The organism is Bdellovibrionales bacterium (assembly GCA_016714165.1).
Taxonomy (GTDB): Bacteria; Bdellovibrionota; Bdellovibrionia; order Bdellovibrionales; family UBA1609; genus JADJVA01.
The window spans coordinates 367539-390643 of the sequence record JADJNU010000001.1 but is presented as its reverse complement, the minus strand read 5'-3'; the positions used below and the strand labels follow the sequence as shown (position 1 = coordinate 390643).

Here is a 23105-nt window from a genome sequence, read left to right as displayed (position 1 = left end):
TTTTAAGGTGCCTTTTCCTCAGAATTATTTTTGCCATCTAAGACTCCGTCACGAAAAGAGTCGCCGGGTTTATCCTGCAAAGGATATTGAGGAGCCGACGCCGACGATGGTCCATCGTCTAAAATCGAATAGAGGCCGGGAAAAGTCGGATGAACCTGCCGATAGGACCTTATCATATGATCAATTGACCAACCCTCTGCCTTGGCCACCTCTGAAAAATTCCAATTGTAAGGAACTGCTTTGATAACTGCCATAAATCCCTGAAAATCCCTCTTGCCTCGCAAAGCCAGAAGCCAAGGATGATTATAAAGATCGGCACTATCAAGCAGATCTCCCTCTGTAAAATGTTGACTAAAATAATAGTATTTCTCTCGAACAGGAGTGGGCTCCTTGATTTTTTTGCCCCCACAAAGCATGATCCCCCGAAGGAACTGGCGCAAGACAAGCTCCTTCTCAGTAACATCGGTATCATCTCCTGGACTCATTGCTTTTCCATAGTCCAATTTTGAAAGTCCCATTTTAAATTTCACACGATCTCGGATTCTCATCGTCACAGCCTTAACATTGAAATTCACACGATCGACGATCGATTTTACGAACTCCGGGTGTGGTCTCACAATCAGGCACTTCTCATGTTCAAGAATTTCAACATCCATTGTGGCTTCCTGCATAGCAAGATAAGCCCCTTCTCCGACTGAAGTCCCATTTGTATTTGAGCGAGTTCTTTCTTCCTTCAAAGAGAAAAACTTGAGAATTGATCCAAGGATCGGTATCTCACCAAAAATATTATAGTTCCAGCCTCCAGAAAATGACTTGTTGTAATTCACTCCAAAATTGACCCCCACACTGATGTTCATGGGCTTACCACCCTTAAACCGATACCTACCCGTCTTAAGAACTTTCAATTTTCGCTCAAAAATAAGTCCGGGCGACCTTTTCCCCAATGAAAAGAAACCGACCGAAACACCATCATGACTTCTCTGTCGATCCACACAGGCCCAACCAATGCCTTTCAACCAATCCGAGACCACAGTTAAACCGCGCGGGTCCCAATCCTTCCAAACTCTGTTCATCTGACGTCCAAAGAGATCACAGAATCGAGAGTCAACCCTCGGATCAATCTCACCGGTCTCAATCAATTTTTCAATATCACCTCTATTCACATTTTCACCCGGCAATTGGTAGTAAGTGCTTTGTCCCTGATTATTCAGATCTGAAAGGAAATTCTCGAAGGAAGTTGAAACCTCTGGCGCCGGGACCAAACACTTTTCCTCATTGACTGAGTACTCTCTCATAGATGAGCATTTTTCTTGGTCAAACCGTTTCAACGGAACATCTCCAAGCGAGACAAAATCAAGACCAGTTTGATTGATAAAATTATATAGCAGGCTCGAAATTGTATTGCTCTTGCGATATTCCTCCTCGAGGACTGTCATCCTTTGAAGAATTGTATCTACGTTTATAGAACTGAGATGCCTGATTGAACCGAAAAGTGGAGAATCTCGATAATCGCGATCTTCAATTTTTGCCCTTTCTCCACCAGTCATTTCATCAATTGTCTTGCTGACTTCCCGACAGTCGTCTGTTGCCTCACAGAATGATTCATCGAGATTATCCAGTGGACGAATATATGACATATTAGAATTCAATAGGAGAGTGACCGGCCCAGAGAAACTACGTGGGGCCAAACCCGAGTCCAAATCCCGTAAAGAATCCAACTCGACGTAAGGAGCAACCGGCATAAATGAAACATCGTTCGTTTTATAGGCCTGAACTGCCTCTGCTTTCATCTTTGAAAGAAATTCCTCCGTCATTCCAGACCTGAGATGATCGATCTCAGCAAGATACTTCTTGGAGGTGATCTGATAAATACCTGGCAAGTTTCCTTCGTTCTTTTTGGGAACCAATAGATTGCCCTCTTGTCTTCCTGCCCAGAGGAAGGAACTCAGAGAATATGTCATGTCCGTCAACAACTTATTTCTTTGATCTATGTTGACCCCTTCGGTGTTGCCCTTCGAAAGATGTTCTTTCGCGTTAGAATGAACAATTGCAGACATAGTTAAGTTTTTTTCATCAATCGTTTCAAGTTGTATCAACATGTTTGATCGAATTCTCAATAGCCGCAAATCACGAACCGCTATTTCAACTGGAGTAATGATTTCTCCATCTTGAACACGAACCAATTTCTTAATTCCGTTGATATATTCACGTGTTTTTGCCTTCTTGGGAGCCTCAACGTAAGTCTTCTGTTGGTCCTCATCAAATCCAATAACCACTCCCTCAGCCGCCGGGTCGAGATAATCCTTTTGAACAGCCAATTTGAGCAGATAGATTCCGTCTCTCAAATGCCCAATATTTTTTCGTCCGTCGGTAATGCTCGAATACCTCAAGACTTTAGGTTCAAGCTTAAGCAGCAATACTTTTTTTACGACAAGATTCATAAACTCATCAATTTCGTAGCGGAAACGCAAAGTGTGATAGCTAAATGCGGGGACATAAAGCAAAGAGGATATTTTTTCACGCTTCTTTGATGCCTCCACATAATCATCAGTCAGTTCACGACGATCTCGTCCAAAAGTCGCAAACAAATCCCATGGATTAATCGCCAAGACCAATTCTTTGGAATAGGTGCTCGCCACATGCCGAATCCGAATGGTCGGGAAAAAGAGCTCTTCTGGCTTGTAATACTTGTGAGTCACATGACCCATGATTCGAAGGCAACCATCCTGATCAGTTTTCGATAAGGGTCTACAGTCCTGACCAGGCTTCGGCGATGATCCGTCGGATTTGCACCAAATCTTATTGTCTGGGGAATTCATTTCATTTTCATGAGTATAAAAATCTTTTTCTAATTCCAAAGTCTTATTGTCAGGAAGGTAATCGACATAAAAAAGTTCATCTTTTACAAAAGAAGATGTCAAAGTATTGCGAACACAAGCCTGAATAGAATAATCGACAGTTCTTGTTGTTGCCGTCTCTCCCGGACGAATCGTCTCAAATTTGATCAGCATCTTCGGAAACTCAAATGGCTCATTTTTAAAGGCAGATCGAGCTGCCTCAAGCTTTTCAAAATTACCGGCGTTTTTCAAAAATTTTTCATAGGCAAAACCATCACCCTCAGAATAAACACTGGCGGGAACGAACATATCTGTATTTCTGCTTTCCAGTTTATCAAAGGGACCTAGCTCGTAGAGTCCCTCAAATGAACCTAAGCCTTCCGGCGCTCCATCAATCGGAGTGACTCGCAAGGCCAATTGAATATTCCCTCGAGCCACCCGCCTCGTGATCATCGAATCAAACTGAACTCGTAAAATGCCGTCATTGTTTGTAATCACTCCTACAGACGACGGAAGATCAGGAGTCAATATCAGATTCTCATCGCGATTGACCCCAAGGTTCGTAGCAACGATCTGCGCATCCACTCGAAATCGCCCCGCCTTCAGAGGAGTCGGATTAGGAGAACCCGATAAATCCCGAAACTGTGCGACAGGAATCATTGACAACTGAATTTGAAGCCAAACACCCTGAGCATCCTGTTTGATTTCCTTTATATTTGAAGAGACCCTGTTCATCCACAATAGTTTTGGACCCTGTGCGTGCGCAGAAGGAAGATTTCCTTTGTAGGCGCCCCTCAGAACTGATTTGACTTGATTCTTCCCAATGACTTTAATCCCGTCGGGGATATCCGTGCCCTGGCTGTCTCTTTCCCATTTAACTTCCTTTAAACCAGACTTCCTGGAAACAACCCAGGGATTGATGGCGAGTTGGATCTTCTGCTCGCCTTGATAAATGCCCGTCCCTGACACAGTCCTTTCGAGCTGCAAATAGGCCTCTTCAGCCAAATAATCAAAATCAATTTTCTCATGCCAGTGAAGACAACCTTCATTGTCTGTTACAACCTCAATCTTGGAATCATCGGATTTGACAGTAAAGCCAATCCCTCTGATAATCTGATCTGTCGCTCGATTTCGCAAACAAGACCAGAAATGATAATGACGCGATTTTGGTATGAGCCAATTCGGAGTGACCTCTTCCGTCGGCAAGGCATCCCCATCGACCAATTTAACTAAAAAATTTGCGGTAGAGAAACCTCTCTCAAAATTGGATTTCTGCTCTTTGGGCTCCCAACAAGAAGTCAATCCCATCAGCAGGACGAAACCTAAAACTCCAGAGACAATCTGCTTAGAATTCAACATTTAGAGTCTCCAGCCTTACTTGGATCGAATTCAATCTTTGTTGCAAGGAATTTGGATTGATCACATCACTCGATATATACTCCCCAACAAGACGAAAATTGTAAGGGCGAAAGAAAATCTCCATACCCAAGCCCTCTCCTCTTCGATTGTTATGTCCCCTAGAGCCAGAATTAAAAAAAGCTGGAACGGCATCAGATTCACTAAAAAACCTCAATAAATAGGGACTCAATACAAATTCTGAAATCTCAAAATCTCCCCGAAGCACAAGCTCTTGAGACCTATTGAAAGCCGGTTCCGCCTCTCGATTTTCAAGTTGATACCCACCAATACGAAACCCAGATCCTGGACTTCTACAAAGGCAAAATTCTCCACCCACGACCCATCCAGAAAAGCCAAACAAAAAACGGCTATTAGCCGGAAACTCACCCGTCGTCGTGTTCCCCATTTTTCCGCTCTCAAACGCCACCACGGACGGCAGATCACTGTACCGAAAATGAGTTAATTGCCCTGAAACAATCATCACTTCCCCAAGACTCGATCCGGCCTGCAAGGATTCAGTCGTAAACAAAGGAGTTTCTTCCTTTTCAGAACGCATCGACTCAAACGAAGAAGAGGTTGGAATACTCTGTTGTGCAACAGCCCTCAAATAATTTTTACCCTCGCCGAAGCCGATTTTCTCAAAGGCTCCGGGAAACGATCTCTCTTTTGATATCAAAAGAGGCAGGTCAAGAAAGCCCATGTTGAGGGCACCCGCCTTCAATTCGACTTTTTCTGATGGACGATACCGGGCAACAACTTCGTAAGGAAATATACCGGTCTGCCTTGAATCAGCAAAGCGGGCCTGAATTTGGCGAGTCAACATCTGCATTTTCGCATCAACATAAAGATCAATTTGATCTGTCAGTCTGTATTGAACACGGGAACGAAAAACAAAACCGACGAGGGTTCCCTGATCAACTCCTTCAGAAAAGGTCTCCCCTCCTGCCTCAATATTCCACTTGCCGTGAAACCGGGAAAAACTGTGATCTTCAAAAACCAATGAGGAGATCCCCTCTGAAGACTCGGCCCATGCAATAAAAGTCAGGTTCATCGCGAAGAAAAAAACGATTGCAAACAACACCGAAGAAGAAAAAAACGAAACAGAAAGAAATTTGAGATAGTCCAACAAAGCAAAACAAGAAAAGCTTTTGCACTTGGCCTTATCAGCAATAATGATCGGCCTCCCTTGCCAAAATGGAACCAAGGAGGTCCGCCAATCTAATATTTTCAAACGGTTCATCTCCTCGATTGCACTCCAGAATTTGGAGTCTCCACTGTCCCCTTGCAAGTTCTATACGATCTCTTAACACAGTAAAATGGGCCCACAAGACAGACTATTTTACAAAATGGCCAGGCATCAAAATAGATTTAAATCATTGAAATTAATTAATATTATTGAATTTGAAATTAATACTATTAAAAATTTTGCTTTGTCTAAAATAAGGCTAAATGTGAATTTTTTTTATTGCGTTTTATTTGTGTTAGATTCCTTAGTTTATTGTTCCGGTCACCCTTGACGAAGCGCCCTAACTCTGAGCTCAGTAAGCCTCAATTTGACCCTTAACAGAGAGACGGCTACTGTCGCCTTTCAAAAATAAATCTATGAATCTTACTGTTCTCCAGAGGAGGGACCATGATTACCCAATTTAAGCCGATGCGCCAAACTCCTGCCAAAGATCACTACAAAAAAGGTGATGTGCTGGTTGTCTTTGGTGAGCTCTTTAATCGTGGCTACGCAAATGGAATCGTTGAGGAAGCTCAGAAAGCAGGAATGAAAGTCATCTTTTCCACAGTTGGTCGTCGCGGCGAAGATGAAAAGTTAAGAGCTTTGACTCCCGAAGAACTCATCGAAAAATCTCAAGCAATTATCAACGTTCCTCTCGAAGCTGGTTTTGACCTGGAGCCCTCCAAATCAGGCCTTCGACCTGTTGATCAACTTCAAGGCCTGAAACTGAGCGAGTGGAACAAAGGAAAAATTAACTTTGATGAGATCGAACAGAGCCGAGCAGCAGGAATTGAAAGCTTTCGACGACGTGTCGCTGAGTTTATGCATGAACTTGAAAAGCAAATTCCGCCACAGTCCAACATTCTTTTTGTTCATACAATGGCCGGAGGTGTTCCCAGAGCCAAGATCGTGATGCCAGCCATGAATCGAGTGTTCAAGGGCGCGGGCGATCGCTATGCTTCAAGTGAAGAATTCTGGAACACTGACATGGGTCGATTTTGTGGAGCAAGTTTTGAAGAAGTAACAGGAAACACCCTTCACCATCTCATTGACCTAAGTCAGGGCATCAGAGAGAGAAGTGAAAAGGCCGGGAAACACGTCTCCTACGTCGCTTATGGGTATCACGGAACTGATGTTCTCGTGAGCGGAAAATACCAGTGGCAATCTTACGCTCCTTACCTTCAGGGTTTTTCAAAGATCCAACTCGAAAACATTGCCAAGGAAGCCTTTAGCCAGGGAGTAAAAGTATCCGTTTTTAATGCTCCGGAAATATTGACTAACTCCTCCTCAATTTTTCTTGGTGTGGAGGTGTCCCTTTATCCTCTCGTCGGAGCTTTACAAAAGGAAGGAGGGGACAATGATGCGGTAAAACAGATACTAAAGAATTGCGGTCAGTTGTTAAATACAGATCACAATCTTGACGATATTATGAACTATACAGACAGGTACTTTAAATCAGAGGTGATTCAGAAGTGGAGTCGTTTTGATCTCTGGCCTCAACACAACGGGCTTGAACAGATGAATCAAATGAGAGATGCAAGTTCCTTCCTGATTGGACTTCACAAAGATCCTAAGCATTTGATGACGTCTCTCCTGAGTGAAGTCGTTTTTCGTGCTTGTGGAGAAATTATGCTCGCCGAATCTTGGAGTCCGCGTGAGCCAGTGTGGTGGCTCGGCCACGACATCATTGCCAAGCAATCGGCCATCCACCAGTAAACTTAATAAATACAGTTAATAGAATGATTTGGGCTTCGTCACGAAAGCCCAAATTACAGAAGCGAACACTGTCGCGAAAACGGTGACAGCTAAGAGAATTAAGCTTTGAAGCTTAGCTCGATCCTTGAAGTGATATTCCCAATACACACTCAACAGCCAAAGTGCCGCGACTGGAACAAGAAATTGAATTGGAACTTCAAGATAGAAATGAGCCAAGACTCCTTGCCAAAAACAGAAAAGCCATAGCCAGTCTGGTCGGACTTGCCACGTTTTCACATCGTCGATCAAGATAAAAGCCATATTCACAGATAGTGACGAGACAACGCCGCCCATCACTTGTGACCAAGAAGCACTCCCCCACATCATCATCTCAAAAGCCAATAGCAAAACGCTACCAAGATAGCTGATATAAAAACCAGCGAGCTCAAAGCGATTGAAAAAACGCTCGCCGCTTCCACCAACAGCAGACTGTGAGAAAAAATAACTCCAAATACAAAAAAAACAAATAAGCGCGCCCATCATCAGCCACAAAGACAAATCCTGAATATTGAGAGGGTGAAGAAACAGCCAAATTGTAGCTATTCCGATCACACCGAAACAAACCTGGCGCCAGATACGATGAGAAATAGAGACGGAAAGAACTGCCAACACAGGAGTGGCCACCAGGAGAACTTCGGGTCCCGAGAAGAAATCAAAACCCGGCCAGCCAATCAAGGCCTGCCAAGCCCCAAAAAAAGCCAAAGCAGGGGCCAATGAAACTAAACTTTGGGCAACAAATCGCTTGATCTCAACGCCAAGACCTTTCTTGGAGCTTTCACTTCCGGTCGCATCCAATGATGAGGACCTGCTGGCGATAACTCGACGACTCAGAGATCTCGCGATAAACAAGGGTAAAACAGTAAGAAAAAGGGGAAGCAACAGACTTCCCCCTATCATTTCAAGAATTGGTCTCAATCCCAAAACCTCGCCACTTTATTTGAGAACGGCCTCTAAATTAATGGTCATTTCAACTTCATCGCCGATCTTATCCGGACCATTCATGTAATTCATTCCGAATTCACTTCGCTTGATCACGAAGGAAGCAAATCCCCCGGTACGCGTCTGTCCCTTCATATCTGGACCTGTCTTTAGACGCGTGAAAGGAAACTTGATGGGCTTCACCTTGCCATGAAGACTGAGATTCCCCTCGACGGAATAAATATTTCCGTTCTGTTTGGAGATCTTGGTGCTGGTAAAGACAATCTCTGGGTATTTCTTCGCATCAAAAAAATCAGGTTTGCGCAAATGATCATCACGGTCCGCAAAGTGTGTGTTCACACTGTCCGTTGCGATCACAATTTTTACTTTGCTTTCAGACGGATTTTCATCACTGATTGCTATTTCACCGTTCACTTGAGTGAAGAATCCGGTCACATAACTAAAACCCAAATGGGAGACTCGAAAAATAACCTGAGTGTGGCTTTGATCTAAAACATACTGACTCACTTTAGAATCGGGCGCCGCATCGGCTATTCCAAAAATGTCATCCCACCGATAAAACTGAAACAGCAAGCAACGACACCAAGAAAAGGAACTATCAGTCTTTGAAAAATTGAAAACAGCCTCGTCATGTAGCACCTCCAAATAGTTGAGGAATCAGGCTATTTTATTACCTATACTTTGAAAAGACTTTCTGCGTCATGGGCCAACGTATTCAAATTCTTCTGCTCTCCTCTTTGAAGTCTCAGCCTCTCTCAGCTCCTTCTCCTTTTCCTTACGAAGTTGAGCGAGTTCTCTCGACGCACTCATCATTTTACTCTTGCCGCCGCCGACAAAAATTTCAAAAATCTTGAGAAGTCCCATTCTATCAATATCAATTTTCAAAGAAGATCCCATCGAAGCCATTCTCCAAAGAAAATCCTCCTTTGTAGGAATTCGTCCTTCACTCAGAAGAAATCCGTAAACCTCGCGGAGCCTCTTTTCTTCAAGGTTAAATCCATTTGCCTTCGCGACTCTGTCAATGAGTCCCCTGAATACCGGAAAGGCCTCCCATGCCTCGCTCGTGGTAATTCGACCATCCAAATCAAGATCAAAACGCGTCAGAATTGTTTCGATATAGTGAATAACAACAGAGATTGTTGCCATTTCACCCGCTTCAATCCAATCACAATAGGACTTCGAAAGCTCTATCGATCCAGACCAGGCACAATCAACGGACTGAAAGCCGCCCTTTTCAAGGCGAGCAACTACTTTTTCCAACCGCTCCTGCCGAATATAGTTATCGATCTGACATTTCTCAAATTTATCATGAGCCGACCTTCCCCATGGACCAAATTGAAGAAAGCCTGGACGCACACAATTCTCAATGGGCCTTGTTCCAACCAAGGGGTTCGCTGCTATTTCTATGTAGTCCAACTCGTCCTGCACCGGACGAACGGACATTCGAGATAGAACGATCAGCGCTGAGTGCCTCTCCTCGGCTGTCAAATTCTGCCAATAGTTTTTCATTTGAGGCAACTGAGTCAGCCAATCACCAATCCTACCAAAAAATATTTCAGAAAAGCAATCACGCTTCACTTTTGGCCGATCGAAAAAATCAAGAGGCCCCGATTCACAGGTCGATAGAGCTTGATAATACATCTCACTTCCCAGATTATTTCCGGAAAAAACAAGACTGATAAGCTCGACAGTTTCCCCAAAGTCCAACAGATTCCCAAATTCATTTCTGTTCATAGACTCCTGCAAACCATTACCGAGGTAAGTGAATACATTGCCCTCCGTATAAACTCGGCCTCCGAGGCTGTCCACGTTCCGGCGGTCAAGAATTTTTAAATCGCCACCAATACCTCGAATGCTTTTGAAAAACTCGGATAACTCAGACTGCGTTAATCCCTCCATCTTAGCAGCTCGAGATGGCTCCTCCGAGTATCCGCGCACCAGAAGTCTTGTCAGACCACGAACGATATTCATGATTGAAAGATTATAAAATCCCTGAACCTTGACGATCTCGTCCTTGTAGGTCAGATAGGTTCGACCCTCTCCCTGCTTAAAAAATGGTCTGACCCTTTCAATAATTGATTTCAATTCACCAATAGCAAAATTGGTCTGCCTTCCTTCAAAGCCATCACCAAACAGTGCCAATCCACCACCCCTCTCAACGGTGATGTCAATTCCCATCTTGCCAATCGAAGACAATTCCCAGTCTACCTTTAGACCTCTGTTTCCACCTTCACTGGGCCTTGCCATCTCAGAACTATACCCCGGAGACAATTGAGATTCCAGGTAGGACTGAATCGCTGCCCATCGCTTAAATTCCTGGAGCGCCTGATTGATGTGCTCGCCCGTGATCTCGCTTCCTATGCGAAACTGAGGAGCTTTGCCCAAATCACCGAAAGCCTTGTTCACCAAAACGGGCATGAACTCCGCAAAAGATTGGGGGGTGATTGTCCATGGCAATATGTCCAGTGCCTTCATACTGAAAAACAGCCTCTCCAAGGAGCTAAAGGAGACGACCTTGCCGGGCTGATTATTTAGTGAATTTTGAATGAGTTGAAAACCCCGATTCACGTTGTCAACAAAATCAGCAAACACGGGCCCATAAAAAAAGCTTCCTTGTGAGGCTTCATACTTCGAACGCACAAAAACCAAGTACCAAGCCAACCCGGATTCCAAAAAAGATTTCCAGTTACTGGGCTCCAATATCTCTGGAGAGCCCCCAACGAAAATTGGTTTTACCGTAGATATCATTTGAGCCCAAAGCTTGGCCCGTTCAAGTTTCTCGCCATCTCCGTAAATAAAACGGGCCAATTCGATCACAAACCCACCCATGCTCTCCAGTCGCAAGGGTTGAGCAATACTGCCAATCTCACGTCCCAACAGCTGAGCTATTTGAATCGCTGAGTCCCCAGCTGATTTTCCTTGCCCTAAGCGGTCTACAAAATCAGGGGTTCTCTGCATCGCAACAGAGGGATTTAATGCAGCCATATGAGGCTGAAACTGAATGCTCGCGTCCTTAAGGATCTCAAGAAAATCCCTCAATCGTTTCAACTCAGCCTGGGTAATTTTATCAGCAGAGCCACCCAAGAGAGCCATTTTCAGATTCATCGCTTCGCTCATGAATCCATCCCCAATTTTTTTAGGGTAGATAACATCATTCTCCAAAAAAGCGCGCAATTCATTTGGAGAATAGGAGCCCTTGTCTGCTCCGCGCGCATAGACCTGAAAAGTATCAAAAGACTCCTGCACACAAGTGTAAAACTGCTCTGTTTCAGCAACAGTCATCTCAGCTCCAAAATAGGATTCTATCTTTTCGCCGACCTTACTGAGACAGGTGAACTTGTCAGAGTTTAATTTTAGAGAGGGAGCTGCGTCTTTCTTCTCTCCAAAGTTCATGCTACACGCACAGACCCCGAGCCCCAAAACCAAAGACAGGCCCAGATACATTAAAAAATTGATTCCCTTAGATTCATTTCTTCTAGAAAACATAGGTCAGTCCCCCCCCAATCCTATCATTCTGCCGAAAACGACTAAAAGTACTCTTCTCAAAAATCTCCCCACTATCACTGGGACTCGCCCCTAAAACATCAATTCCTGCAATCAAAGTTAACTGAGAGCTCACTCCCCATTTAGCTGAAGCAGAAAACCATGCAGCACGATCAGGAAATGAATAGACGTACTGAGTTTCCCACCCAATACGACGACCTACAGTTTCACTCAATTTTGCTTCCCATTTAAGGCCAACTCCCCTTTGAATAGGAAACCTCTGCGAAAATCGATCCTCTGACTCACCCGCAAGCAATACTCCACCCGCAGCCTCTGCTCCTTTTGTCCTCACCTGTCGGCCTTCCTCTGTTTGGACATAATTCCATGAAAGATGACTTGCTGACAGCATTGGCAATGGAAGTGGGTGGCTCAGATGAGCCCCATAAACTCGAGATTCAAAGAGAGGAGGCTGCTCCCAGACCGGATTCATATCTGAAGAGCCAGGAGTTTCCTGGGACGCGCTCAACCACAGCTTCGCCCCGTTCCAAGTCTGACCGGCCTCAATTGTATTCAATTGATGATTCACAGTGCCTGCATGGATAACAGCGACCGTACTACCAAAAGATTCTTGCAAAGCAATACTTCGAAAAGCCTCAACACCCAGATGAAGCTGATTCATGGGCTTGTAGCTGATCGACCACTGTCCCCAAAATCCCTCACTGGGATCTCCACACAGCAATCGCATCGCCCAGCTTGGCTGAAGGACTATCTCCTGAGTGCGGGGCTTCTGAAGCTTGTAATAGATGTTAGAATCTTTCTGAAACACCTCGACTCGCTCTTGTGGAGGTGAGAACCAGCGACTGTGCGATTCAAAACTTCCCTCATTCAAAGCGAACTGAGGTCCTTGATCGGGAAAAAATACGGGCGACCCGAAGAAAGCCACTTCCCAATGACTCAACTTGATCTTAGAGAAGAAACCAGCCAAACCCTGCTCCTGAGGTCTCAGAGGATCCCAATTAAATAAGGGCCCCCACAACCCCATCTTCCACTCATGATCAAGGGCACTCCAGGTTTCGATCTTTCGACCAAATCCAAAATGAAACACCTTTGATTCTGTCGTCCATCCCGCATAGGCCTCTGGCAACGTGAACTGCTGCTCCCTTGATTCATCCAAGCTCTGCTGACCCCAGGCATGAAACAGAAAAACTCGTCTACCCTGCCTTGATCGTACAGAGTAATCGAGACCAACAACTGAATACGTGCTACTACCGTCTTTCAATGCACCCGAAGAAAGGTACCCATCGCTCAAGATTCGCAAGTACAAGGACTCTTCTCTTGAAGCCACCTCAGCCCGCACGTATTGCGGACACAGAAAGGCCACGAGAAAAACCTCGCAAAAAGAAAAACCCAAAATTTGAAAAATCGCACGCGCCCAAAATCCACCAGGCACCTCGCTCTTTCACGGGGTAAATTACCAAATCTAACTTTACAGGCAACCCCCTTGTAACCAAAAAGACCCATTTTGTAACCAATGTTGATTAAATTACTCAGAATCAATGATAGAAAAATGAAATTTATACATGTTTCTGAGCCAAAAACCGTCTAGAGTGACTTTGCAAGTTCAGATAACACATGAGCCAAACAGACTCTATCCGCCTGAAATTCCCACTGATCTTTTTGGCTTTTCCACTTTTGAAGCTCCTCTAAACCCTCGATCGTCTGAGGGGGAGGCTGGCAATTTTTCATCATATAAGAAAATAAAGCTTCGCGATCTTCCCGATCTGCGAAACCAAGCAAACTCAGAAGCGGCAAGTCATAGATTGGAAAAGCAACCAGAGCCTCCTCTTTACTTATATGCCAAAAATCCCCGTCCTTGCTAAAGCGGAGAAAAAAGGTTTCAAGGTATTGAGCCAACACCAACAATTCCTTGATATCTGATGTCTTAATGGGAGTGGCTCCGTCGGCCCCTTCGGGGCCTCTCACTGCAGTTTCCAGGTATTCCACCAAAGTATCCCACTGCTTTGAATTTAACTGACGACTGAAGTCCACAAGTTTCGGAAGGTGAGCAAGGACCTCCGCGCGTTTGAGACTCAAAATCTCGCGATAACATGATGTTAACACTCTCTCTTCTTTTCCAATTGATTGAAGACATTCGGGAGGAACTAGTTTCAAGAAGTTCTCGCCAGCTTTTATGCCGCTCAAGACAAAAGCAAAATATTCAGCGCCTTCAACCAAATTGACAATCTCGTCTCCATTGCTCCTTGGCATAAAGAGGTCCGATTCAATGAAAATTCTTTCCCAAATATTCGGATCCTCGGGAGAAAACAGTCCAATATCAACCGCCAATGGAAAGATGTCTTCTGCTATGGTTGCCAATTCATCACGGCTCACCCCCCTCGCCTCCTGACGCCGGCTTTCATCTTCCGCATATCCAAGAATCAAAAGGCGCAACAAAGAGCGCACTCCATTGAGTTGGGTCAAAGAGGATTGGTTCCAACTTATTTCCGCTTTAGAACGAAAAATAAGACGGCCCTCTGCATCTGTCACGAGAGGCCAGGGGCTATCCATCAGATTGGACATCTCCAAAAGAATACTGTCCCCTCGAGGGTCGAACGGAGTCCCTTTTGCTGAAGCATTGACAAATTTTTGAGCACGAGACCAATCCTTCCACTGCTTGGAGATGTAATTCAGATGCGCAGAATCAAAACCTCTTCCAGAACGACTTGTCTGTTCCTGACTTCGATCATTGAGTATTTTATTGAGAAACACAGGCAAAGTTTGATTGATCGATTGGGCAGTCAATCCCAGAGGCAAAAGTTTTGATGCCTCGGCCGTGACAAATAGGCTCTCCAAATCGGCTTTGGAAATTTCCTTTTCTTTGTGTTGATTGATGGCCTCATCCACTAGCTTCAAAGCCAACTGAACGGAATAATCCAAATGATCCAAACCCGGCCCATCGCTCCATCCTAATGGCATCACGAGATGATTCCATCTCAATCCCACCTCTGCCAACTGGGTCAGTCGTCGCATCAGTATGGGCCACTCGACCGCTGTCACGCGATTTTTCTCGCCACCCACAAGTTGCGCCTTAAGCTCACCAATAAATGGGAGGTACTGTTTCACAGCTCCTATCGGAGAATCTCCGCGATACTTTCCAACCACAAGGTCCAAGTCATCGACTACCTTTTCAAGCTTGGACCACTCTAAATCCTTGTCGGTCCCGCTCACCACAAGGCCCAATCGCTGAGTGGAAGCATACATAGACCGAAAGGCCGCCTCCAACTTCTCTGCGTCTTCGGACCAACCTCGATGAAAAGAGAAGTGCTCGTAACGCATCCAGAGACCAAAAATTTCAGATAAAATTGTCGCAGACTTTTTCCATTGACCAGGCAAAATCGATTCCAAAGGCGAGCCAACTAAACTGTTCTTGAATTCACCAAGAATCGGAACTAGCTCCTGGACGAGCTTCAATTTTTTACCGCCTTTTTCGCCTTTTGCGCCCTTTCCTCCCTTGCCTCCCTTCACATTGATGAGCTGATAGACCTCTTCCAAAAGATTCTCAAAATTTTTGAAGTCATAAGATTGCCCCGAGTTCTCTATGAGAATGGCAAATTTATCCATCGTCTGCGACAGTACAGAGAGAGATTGATCCAGGTCTTCTGTGGAATAGCTCTTCTGAAAATGATAAAACTCGCCAGTAAGCAAGCGTATGTGAGGCAATAAATCTAGAGTCAATTGTCGAAAACCTTCAAAAAGCTTCAAAGTGTAATCAAGTTCTTCATAGGTCACATAATCTGTACTTCCACCAAGGAACACTCTTTTGATTTGCATTAATTCTTTCAGAAGACCGTCGGTCATCCTAATGTCGCCCAAAAAAAATGTATGCAAAAATTACGAAGTTCTTTGGCATGGTACAAACCAATTTCTCGACCCTTGGTATGCCTCATAAACATCTGAAACGCGTTTTCCATGCAATCCCAGAATCGATTCACCTTTGCGTCCGAGAGCTTTCCGTCAAAATAGCCGGCCAGTGATTCATCAACTTTCCTTAAACACTGAGAGTCCTTCATTTCAATGACTGGGGCTGATTGAGATGGTTTGTCTTCACCGCTACATGAAAAAAGCACGAGAGAAAGTGTCAACACCATGGAAATTGAATGAGCCCCAACTGATATGAGTCTTCTAGAAAACATACTGAACTCCCAACTGAGCCCGATCATTTGCACGGTACTCCCCCAAAAAACCATCGGTAATGCGAGCCTTTCCCGAATCCAAAATTCCAATCAAATCAAGTGAGGTCCACAGAGTCCAATCCTTATCGAACTTATATTGAAGATCACTCAGCCATAACATCCCACGCTGACTTTCATCAAAATCCAATCGCGTGTTCCAGCTCAGCTGGTGTTTCAACAAACGAGTGTTTCCACCCTGAAGGCCAAAGGACAAAACATCGTAGAACTGAAAACGCCGCTCAAACAAAGTTTCACGGGCAGTGAATTCTCCTCCATCATGACGATCACCTCCATAGATTTTAGAAGTAGAGAAAAACAGGCGGGTCTCACCGAGAGGACTGACTCCCAGGTCGTGTCCAAGATAAAACGTAAGAACCGAGCTTGGCCCGGTATCCTGGTAGGTCCAATCAACCGGAACACTGTCCTTCTCGGGCCTCTCATTGACAAGACTCAGCCAAGTCGTCCATCCGCCTCGTTCAGAGAATCCTCCTTCTACGGCCGCCAAATGATGATATTGAAGACGCGGAAAAACATTGACCGAAATATCTTGATCCCCTCGTTCAGAGTGACGAAAATAAAATTGAGCCCCGACCAATAATTGATTCATCGGTTTGTAGGCATAGCTCGATCGAAAATAAAAAGGACCCTGGTGAGTCTCGAACAAAGCCCCGTAACTCTGATTCAAAACAATTTCACTTTCGACAGGATAAATCAGCTTGTATCGCAATCGGGTTTCAACCCCTAAAAAATCAACAAAGCGAGAGGGGGGTCTAAAGAAGGGATTTGGAGACTCAAATCCACCGTCTACGATTTTGTGATCAGGGCCAAATTCGGGGATATACAATGGCGAGGCAAAAACAACCAACTGAGTCCCTTCCCAGTTTTTTTCAAAAAATAGCCCCGTCAGTCCATGGGAATCCTGGCGAAATTTATCGTTCATAAATCTTCCCTGAAAGAGGCCACGGTGAAAGTGCTCGTCAGCCTCACTCCACAAATACCATTTGCGACCGAGCCAAAATTTCCACCCTTGTCCTTGCCAGCCACCATAAAGATCTCTGGGCATGAAGTAATTGGACCCCTCCTGTATCGCGATCCGATCCTTCAAGGAAATCGCCCCGTCAAACAATCCCCGCCAACTGTAATCGATTTGCAGCGTCAAGGACGACAGTTGGGCGGGAGTTTCGGTCCCACGATCAAAAAACTTTGTTTGGCTGCTCAAATATTGAACAGAATCCCCTGACAGGCTCATCTTAAGATGCCCTTCGGAGGGAAACTTTGATTCTGCAAATTCGCCAGTTAAGCGTGAAGTCGAGATGGACATCGATTCTGATTCATCCGGATTTGTTTGTTGAGAAAAAGCTCGATTTTCCTGGAGCCAAATAAATAAAACCAATGAAATAACGAAAGTAATAACGGCAGACGCAGATGGGAAAAATAAAAACTTCAAACATGAGGACCTCGATACGCGGCCACTGATTCGCATAATTCTCTTTCCCACGCACTCCTCCTTTACAGAGTCCCACCCCAGCCAATGCATGTTACCATTTCACCACTCCCAAAGAAAAACCAGATTTTTTTGCGCTGCAAATACTTTACAATTTCCATTGACCCTTTGCTTCCATGATGCAGACTGATCAAATTCAGTGTCCAGAAAATGATGATTCTCAGAAGGCCAATTTTAAGTCAAACCGGGGAGTTTTCACCATGCACCATTCAGATGAAAAGATTCTCGTTAGATCCGAGTGGGCAAAAGAGGCCCATATCCAACCTCATCAATACAAGGAAAGTTATGAAGCCAGTCTCAGGGATCCTGAAACCTTCTGGGCACAAAAGGCGGAACGTCTGACTTGGATAAAAAATGGAAGGCTGTCAAAAAGACTTCGTTTGTGAGGCCTGTTTCAATCAGATGGTACGAGGGAGGGGAGCTGAATGCCTGCTTTAATTGTGTCGACCGCCACGCCAGCAAAGATCCGGATCGGGTTGCTTTTTATTGGGAGCCTGATCATCCGCAAGAGAAGGGGCTGACCATTAGCTACGGGGAACTTCTGGTTAATGTCTCAAAAACTGCAAACATTCTAAAAGAAATGGGGGTCAAAAAGGGAGATCGCGTTACCGTTTATCTGCCCATGATTCCCGAAGCTGTCTACACCCTGCTTGCTTGCGCCAGAATAGGAGCTGTTCATTCTGTTGTGTTTGCAGGTTTTTCTGCCGAATCGCTGGCCTCGAGAATACAAGACTGTGACAGTCAATATCTTGTGACCTGTGATCACGGCTATCGTGGTGGGAAAATCATTCCTCTGAAAATCAATGCGGACCGCGCCGCCGAAAAGTGTCCAGGTCTTGAAAAGATTCTGGTCATCAGAAGAAATGCCAAGTCCACAGAGGTGAGCTGGAATCCAAAAATTGACATTTGGTACCATGAAGCGATGGCCAATGTTTCGGCTCATTGCCCGTGCGAACCCATGAGTGCCGAAGACCCTCTTTTTATCCTTTATACTTCAGGATCCACCGGCAAACCAAAAGGAGTCCTCCACAGCACTGGAGGTTATTTGGTTTACACTTCTTACACCCACGAAACTGTTTTTGATTATAAACAAAATGAGGTCTATTGGTGCGCAGCTGACATTGGCTGGGTCACCGGACATAGCTATATGGTTTACGGTCCGTTGTCTAATGGCGCCACCTCAGTCTTATTTGAAGGAATTCCGACCTGGCCAAGCCCCTCTCGCATCTGGGAAATAGTCGATAAGTATCAAGTCAACATTCTCTACACGGCACCAACGCTCCTTCGTACACTCATGCGCGAAGGACCGGGCCCAGTTCAATCCACAAACCGAAAATCACTGCGCATATTAGGTTCTGTTGGAGAACCCATCAACCCTGAAGCCTGGCTTTGGTATTTTCATGTCGCAGGAGACGGACGCTGCCCCATCGTGGATACCTGGTGGCAAACAGAGACAGGTGGAATTTTGATCACTCCCCTGCCAGGAGCGATGGATCTTAAGCCTGGCTCTGCATCCATGCCATTTTTCGGAATACAGCCTGCTGTTCTTGACGATCAAGGAAATGAACTCAAAGGGGCCTGCGAAGGCAATCTTTGTTTGCGCGATTCCTGGCCAGGACAGATGCGAACAGTTTACAAAGACCACCAACGCTTCGAAGAGACATATTTCAGTCAATTCCCCGGCTATTACTTCGCCGGAGACGGATGTCATCGTGATGAAGAGGGATATTATTGGATCATCGGACGAGTTGACGATGTTATTAACGTCTCAGGACATCGAATGGGCACAGCCGAAATTGAAAGTTCACTCGTAGCGCAAGGTCAAGTGGCCGAAGCAGCTGTCGTCGGCTATCCGCATGACATCAAAGGTCAAGGCATCTATGCTTTTGTGACTCTGATGGCGGGAATTTCTCCTTCTGAAGAACTGCGTCAAACGCTCACAAAATGGGTTCATGACGACATCGGAGGCATTGCTCGACCCGATCAAATTCAGTTTTCTCCCGCTCTGCCAAAAACACGCAGCGGAAAAATCATGAGAAGACTCCTCCGGCAAATAGCCGGCGGCGAAGAGTCACGATTAGGGGATGTCTCAACACTCGCAGACCCTTCCGTTATCGAAGACATCATGAGGGAGCACCGAAGAATGTTTCCGGAGTCTCTCGATATTGACAAGTAATAGTTATAGGAGGTGCAGATAATTTACCTGTCTTCAACTTCCTCCTACCTTTAGAGCAAAACTTAGTCTAATAAGCCCAGCTGTAAATTCACCAAGAAGAAATTCAATTGGCCCTCCTTGTGTCACCTGGGGGGCGAAAAATGGAGTCACCGTATGACTAAGCATGCCCTTTTGCTCTCCGTTAATTTAAAATCACGCAATTCCTATTTTGGCGCTCTTGCCTTTTTAGTTTTGGCGATTCTGATCCTCACTGGATCCAAGTCTCAAGCAAATGACGGAAACAAAGAATTAAAGGACATAGAAATCGATGCTCTTGCAGCAAAGATGGGAATCCCCTTAACTGATGCTGCCGCCGAAAGAAAGCGTCGAGAAGAAGAAGAGAACCTCCGCAGGGAACGAGTTCAAGCAGAGGCTGTGCGATTCAGGCAAGCTGTTGATCGGCGAAACGCCGAGAGCGCCCATACGGGAAGAGCCCTTGCGACTCCTCAACGCAAGATCCGGTTAAGACAACTCAGTAACGAGGGGCTCTTTGTTCTTCCAACGACATGGCAAGTCATTCATGATTCTGGTACCAAACTCAATGTTTCCGAACTTGGAGAGGCAGAGCCTGGCTCGCTTGATAGACCTCAACTGTCTGTGCAGATACTTCAGAGATACATCTTAGATGATCCAAATGATAAAGCCCACATGGAAGCTCTTTTGGGAACTGAGATCCAATATCCAGAGCAAATTGTGTACGCAATTGTCGAACCAAAATATGAAAGTCGTGAGCAGCAGATTGGCCATGGGAAGCAGGCTCGAACTGAGGTGTCTGTCACGCCTATTTCGAACGAAACTCATGGCTCTTTTTTCTATGTCCCACCTGACCAGCCCGATGTTATGTTTGAGTTGGATCAAATTGGACAGGGTGGAGCCAGTGTGTTCAATGGGATCACTTCGGGAGGCGGATATTTTTCTGTCCCTTCTTTTCCAACAGGACGCCTTCCCTTTTCTATCAACGAAAGAGAACTGAGACTTGGGAGCCTGCGCTTCAAACGATCAACCGAGTACAGGTTCGATTTCTATCAACCCAACCAATCCTTTGGATCGACCTATCCAAAATTTAGTGGCATGGGTGAATATGTTCGTGCTCAGGTTGTCACTCTAAGAGATCAAGCCTCGGCCGACAATATTCAGCTGAAGAATCGAGCCAAACAGTATGAATTTTCTCTGTACAAAAGCGCAACAGATGACACGACGTCCGCGACATCTGAAGGCACCGAAGGCAGCGGAATCGCCAATCTGTTTGTGATGGCGACGCCCGTGGCCGCCTCTGAATATCAATTGCCCCCTTTGTTTTTTAGAGTGAACCTTGAGAGCGGTCAGGTCGATCAATTTGATGTCTTAAAACGTGAACACGGATGGAAAACGGCTTTCTTCAATATCGAGGGATTGCCTGGCTCGAGCGGTTATTCTTCAAGCTCTGTCGGCCCCCTTATAGATGCGAGAACCAACGGGTTTCTCGGTCATCTTAATCTCAAACCGGAGACTCTTCGATTGACAGGACCAGATATTGTGCAGATGGGTTTGTCGCTGTCCAATGATCGAAACATTTCGGTGGTTGAACTCAAACCACTGAATGGTTCTCAGCTCTACGACGCCTCGATTGTTCTCCCAATTTTGCTAGGTCCTCTGTTTCCTTATCCACCACAGTTTTTAACCCCGCTATTTGTGCGATGGGAACTTTTTGATGCCTTTGGGATCAGTCGCACAGACGGCATCCACCTTGGAAATGTCGCGGTCTCTGTGGCTCCAAGCCTAGGTGGCGGAGCTCTCGATGCTGCCAATTCTCCAGGTGGTAGCGATACAGTTGTTGTCAGACCCAATGGCAAACAAATGCTTTCTTGCTTGAATGTTGTTAGGACGGTCACAAATAGAAGACGAGCCTCGAGCCGCTAGGCAGGAGGATTGGAATGAATCGCCACTTGATGGCCGGCGCGATCTCCGGCATTGGCATTGTTCTTCTGAATGTTTTTGCGGCTCCTCATTGGTCTCCTTTCCCTCTTGCTCAGGCAACAGAAGCGGCGAAGCCATTGAGTTGCTCAAAAAAACTTGGCTTGATTGGTTTCAATCAAAATGAATTTCTGGGTAAAAATCTGAGGGAGATTTTTCTCGTTGCCGAATACGTGGGATCCAATATTCTCGTATTGAAAGAAGGATCAACTCCCATTGCGACTATTGATGTTGGTCCCCTGCCAAGTCAGACGGAATGGTCCCCTCACACCATCAAAATTACAAGTCCCCTCACCACGGTTTTCGAGCCCAGAAAAATCGCAGGGACTTCGAAGACCAAAGAGAATTGGCTCACCCCATCCTCCCAATGGCCTGAATTCGCTCTTTACTTGAGTCATCTTTACAAGATTCCCCTCGACCATCCTGACCTCAAAGAAATGAAGAAAAGGATTTTCGATAACCAAGAGATGAGAAATCTCGTTATAGCGAACTCCCAACATGTCCAGCAGAGTTTCCCTCCGATTTCTAACAGACCGTTGACTCCGGTTATCTTGGGCCGAACTCTTGATTCTGACACTCAAGGTAACTTCAGAAACGAAGAGAATAAAAATGAAATTCAGCTTGAAGTGAGCGGAAAAGAAAGATTCTTTTCGTTTCAATGGAAAGATCGTGTTTTCTTTAATCGACTCTTGTCACTGAATCTCAGTCGGCCCAACCCTTTGGGCTCGGTGTATGTTATCAACATGGTTTTTGAAACTGCTGAGATGGGCTCCTCCGATGAGAACACCGCCATCGACGCTTATCTCACCCCTGATCTCATGAAAGAAATTCCTCGAATCCTTACGAAGGACAAAATTCTAAGACCTGGGTTCATCCAGGTAGATGAATCGTCGAGGAAGCAATCATCCCTTCATTTTGCGAAACTCTCTCAAGGCGAATCTGAGCTGTTGAATCTCGACGATCTTAAAAATTATCCTGAGAGAGCTCCGAGAGCTAAACTCATTCAAAAAGCAGATGAAAGTATTTTTTTGTCATTGGGAGATCGGATCGAACCAGAACCTCTCGCACCTTTTGTTATTCCTCTCCTAGCAAGCAGATCAACTTCGGGAGCTGAAAGACTTCTCTCCGAATGGGATGACCGTCGTCTTTACTATTGGGCCGTCGATTTGGATGGTCGGTTTTTGATCGGGCCTGGAAATTACCTCGATAATTTGGGATCTCAAAATTATTTGCATCTCTTGGTTGGACAAAAACCGGCTCGCATGGGCGGTTTTGTGACTCGACACGCAGACAGTCATTTTCATGTTTATATCGACACTCAAATCTATGGATTTGGCCCCGAGGCCCCCGAGGTCAATGAGACGACCTGGCTGAATGATTTAACTCCTGTTCTTGAGAGACTCTTTCATCGCAATGTGAGTGTTGATTTTCAAATTGAGGAGGTCGGTTTTGCGGCCATTAACCCAGGAGCCGACGCCCCTCAATAATGTCTAGCGATAACGGAGCACTGAAAAGAATTGCAACATGGCAATAAACCGTGGTTATCTCAGCCCACCAGTAATAA

The 23105-nt window shown here is 45.4% G+C and carries 12 protein-coding genes and 1 pseudogene; 4 read left to right on the top strand and 9 right to left on the bottom strand.

Going from position 1 to position 23105, the window contains the following annotated elements:
- Positions 1-2 precede the first annotated feature (2 nt).
- The gene (locus tag IPJ71_01690; protein MBK7842398.1) at positions 3-4196 is read right to left on the bottom strand and encodes a hypothetical protein; all 4194 of its coding nucleotides are present in this window, start codon (positions 4194-4196) and stop codon (positions 3-5) included.
- The gene (locus IPJ71_01685) at positions 4183-5466 is read right to left on the bottom strand and encodes a hypothetical protein (protein ID MBK7842397.1); all 1284 of its coding nucleotides are present in this window, start codon (positions 5464-5466) and stop codon (positions 4183-4185) included. The genes IPJ71_01690 and IPJ71_01685 overlap by 14 nt, the downstream gene beginning before the upstream one ends.
- A gap of 405 nt (positions 5467-5871) precedes the next feature.
- On the opposite strand from IPJ71_01685, the gene IPJ71_01680 reads away from it, so the two are divergent.
- Positions 5872-7176, top strand: a complete 1305-nt coding sequence (locus IPJ71_01680) for a hypothetical protein (GenBank protein ID MBK7842396.1) — start codon at positions 5872-5874, stop codon at positions 7174-7176.
- A 15-nt stretch (positions 7177-7191) separates the two neighbouring features.
- Here the strand turns inward: IPJ71_01680 and IPJ71_01675 are convergent, their stop codons facing one another.
- The 7 genes from IPJ71_01675 to IPJ71_01645 all read right to left on the bottom strand — a co-directional run bounded on the left by IPJ71_01675 (position 7192) and on the right by IPJ71_01645 (position 17367).
- Positions 7192-8136, bottom strand: coding sequence for a hypothetical protein (locus IPJ71_01675; GenBank protein MBK7842395.1), 945 nt, complete (start codon positions 8134-8136; stop codon positions 7192-7194).
- A gap of 12 nt (positions 8137-8148) precedes the next feature.
- Positions 8149-8793 carry a YceI family protein gene (locus IPJ71_01670; protein ID MBK7842394.1) on the bottom strand — a complete coding sequence of 215 codons (645 nt, stop codon included), beginning with the start codon at positions 8791-8793 and terminating at the stop codon, positions 8149-8151.
- Positions 8794-8853: 60 nt separating this feature from the next.
- Positions 8854-11640, bottom strand: coding sequence for a hypothetical protein (locus tag IPJ71_01665; protein ID MBK7842393.1), 2787 nt, complete (start codon positions 11638-11640; stop codon positions 8854-8856).
- Positions 11630-13048 carry a hypothetical protein gene (locus tag IPJ71_01660; GenBank protein MBK7842392.1) on the bottom strand — a complete coding sequence of 473 codons (1419 nt, stop codon included), beginning with the start codon at positions 13046-13048 and terminating at the stop codon, positions 11630-11632. The genes IPJ71_01665 and IPJ71_01660 overlap by 11 nt, the downstream gene beginning before the upstream one ends.
- A 191-nt stretch (positions 13049-13239) precedes the next feature.
- Entirely contained in the window at positions 13240-15468 is a 2229-nt protein-coding gene (locus tag IPJ71_01655; protein ID MBK7842391.1) for a hypothetical protein, read from the bottom strand.
- Between the two features lie 23 nt (positions 15469-15491).
- Complete coding sequence (locus IPJ71_01650) at positions 15492-15830, bottom strand: hypothetical protein (protein MBK7842390.1); 339 nt, start codon at positions 15828-15830, stop codon at positions 15492-15494.
- On the bottom strand, positions 15820-17367 hold the full coding sequence (locus IPJ71_01645) for a hypothetical protein (protein ID MBK7842389.1): 1548 nt from the start codon (positions 17365-17367) through the stop codon (positions 15820-15822). The genes IPJ71_01650 and IPJ71_01645 overlap by 11 nt, the downstream gene beginning before the upstream one ends.
- A 206-nt stretch (positions 17368-17573) precedes the next feature.
- Here IPJ71_01645 and acs point away from each other — a divergent pair.
- The 3 genes and pseudogenes from acs to IPJ71_01630 all read left to right on the top strand — a co-directional run bounded on the left by acs (position 17574) and on the right by IPJ71_01630 (position 23028).
- Positions 17574-19549: pseudogene (acs, locus tag IPJ71_01640) on the top strand (acetate--CoA ligase).
- A 153-nt stretch (positions 19550-19702) separates the two neighbouring features.
- Positions 19703-21487 carry a hypothetical protein gene (locus tag IPJ71_01635; GenBank protein ID MBK7842388.1) on the top strand — a complete coding sequence of 595 codons (1785 nt, stop codon included), beginning with the start codon at positions 19703-19705 and terminating at the stop codon, positions 21485-21487.
- Positions 21488-21501: 14 nt separating this feature from the next.
- Positions 21502-23028 carry a hypothetical protein gene (locus IPJ71_01630; GenBank protein MBK7842387.1) on the top strand — a complete coding sequence of 509 codons (1527 nt, stop codon included), beginning with the start codon at positions 21502-21504 and terminating at the stop codon, positions 23026-23028.
- Positions 23029-23105 lie beyond the last annotated feature (77 nt).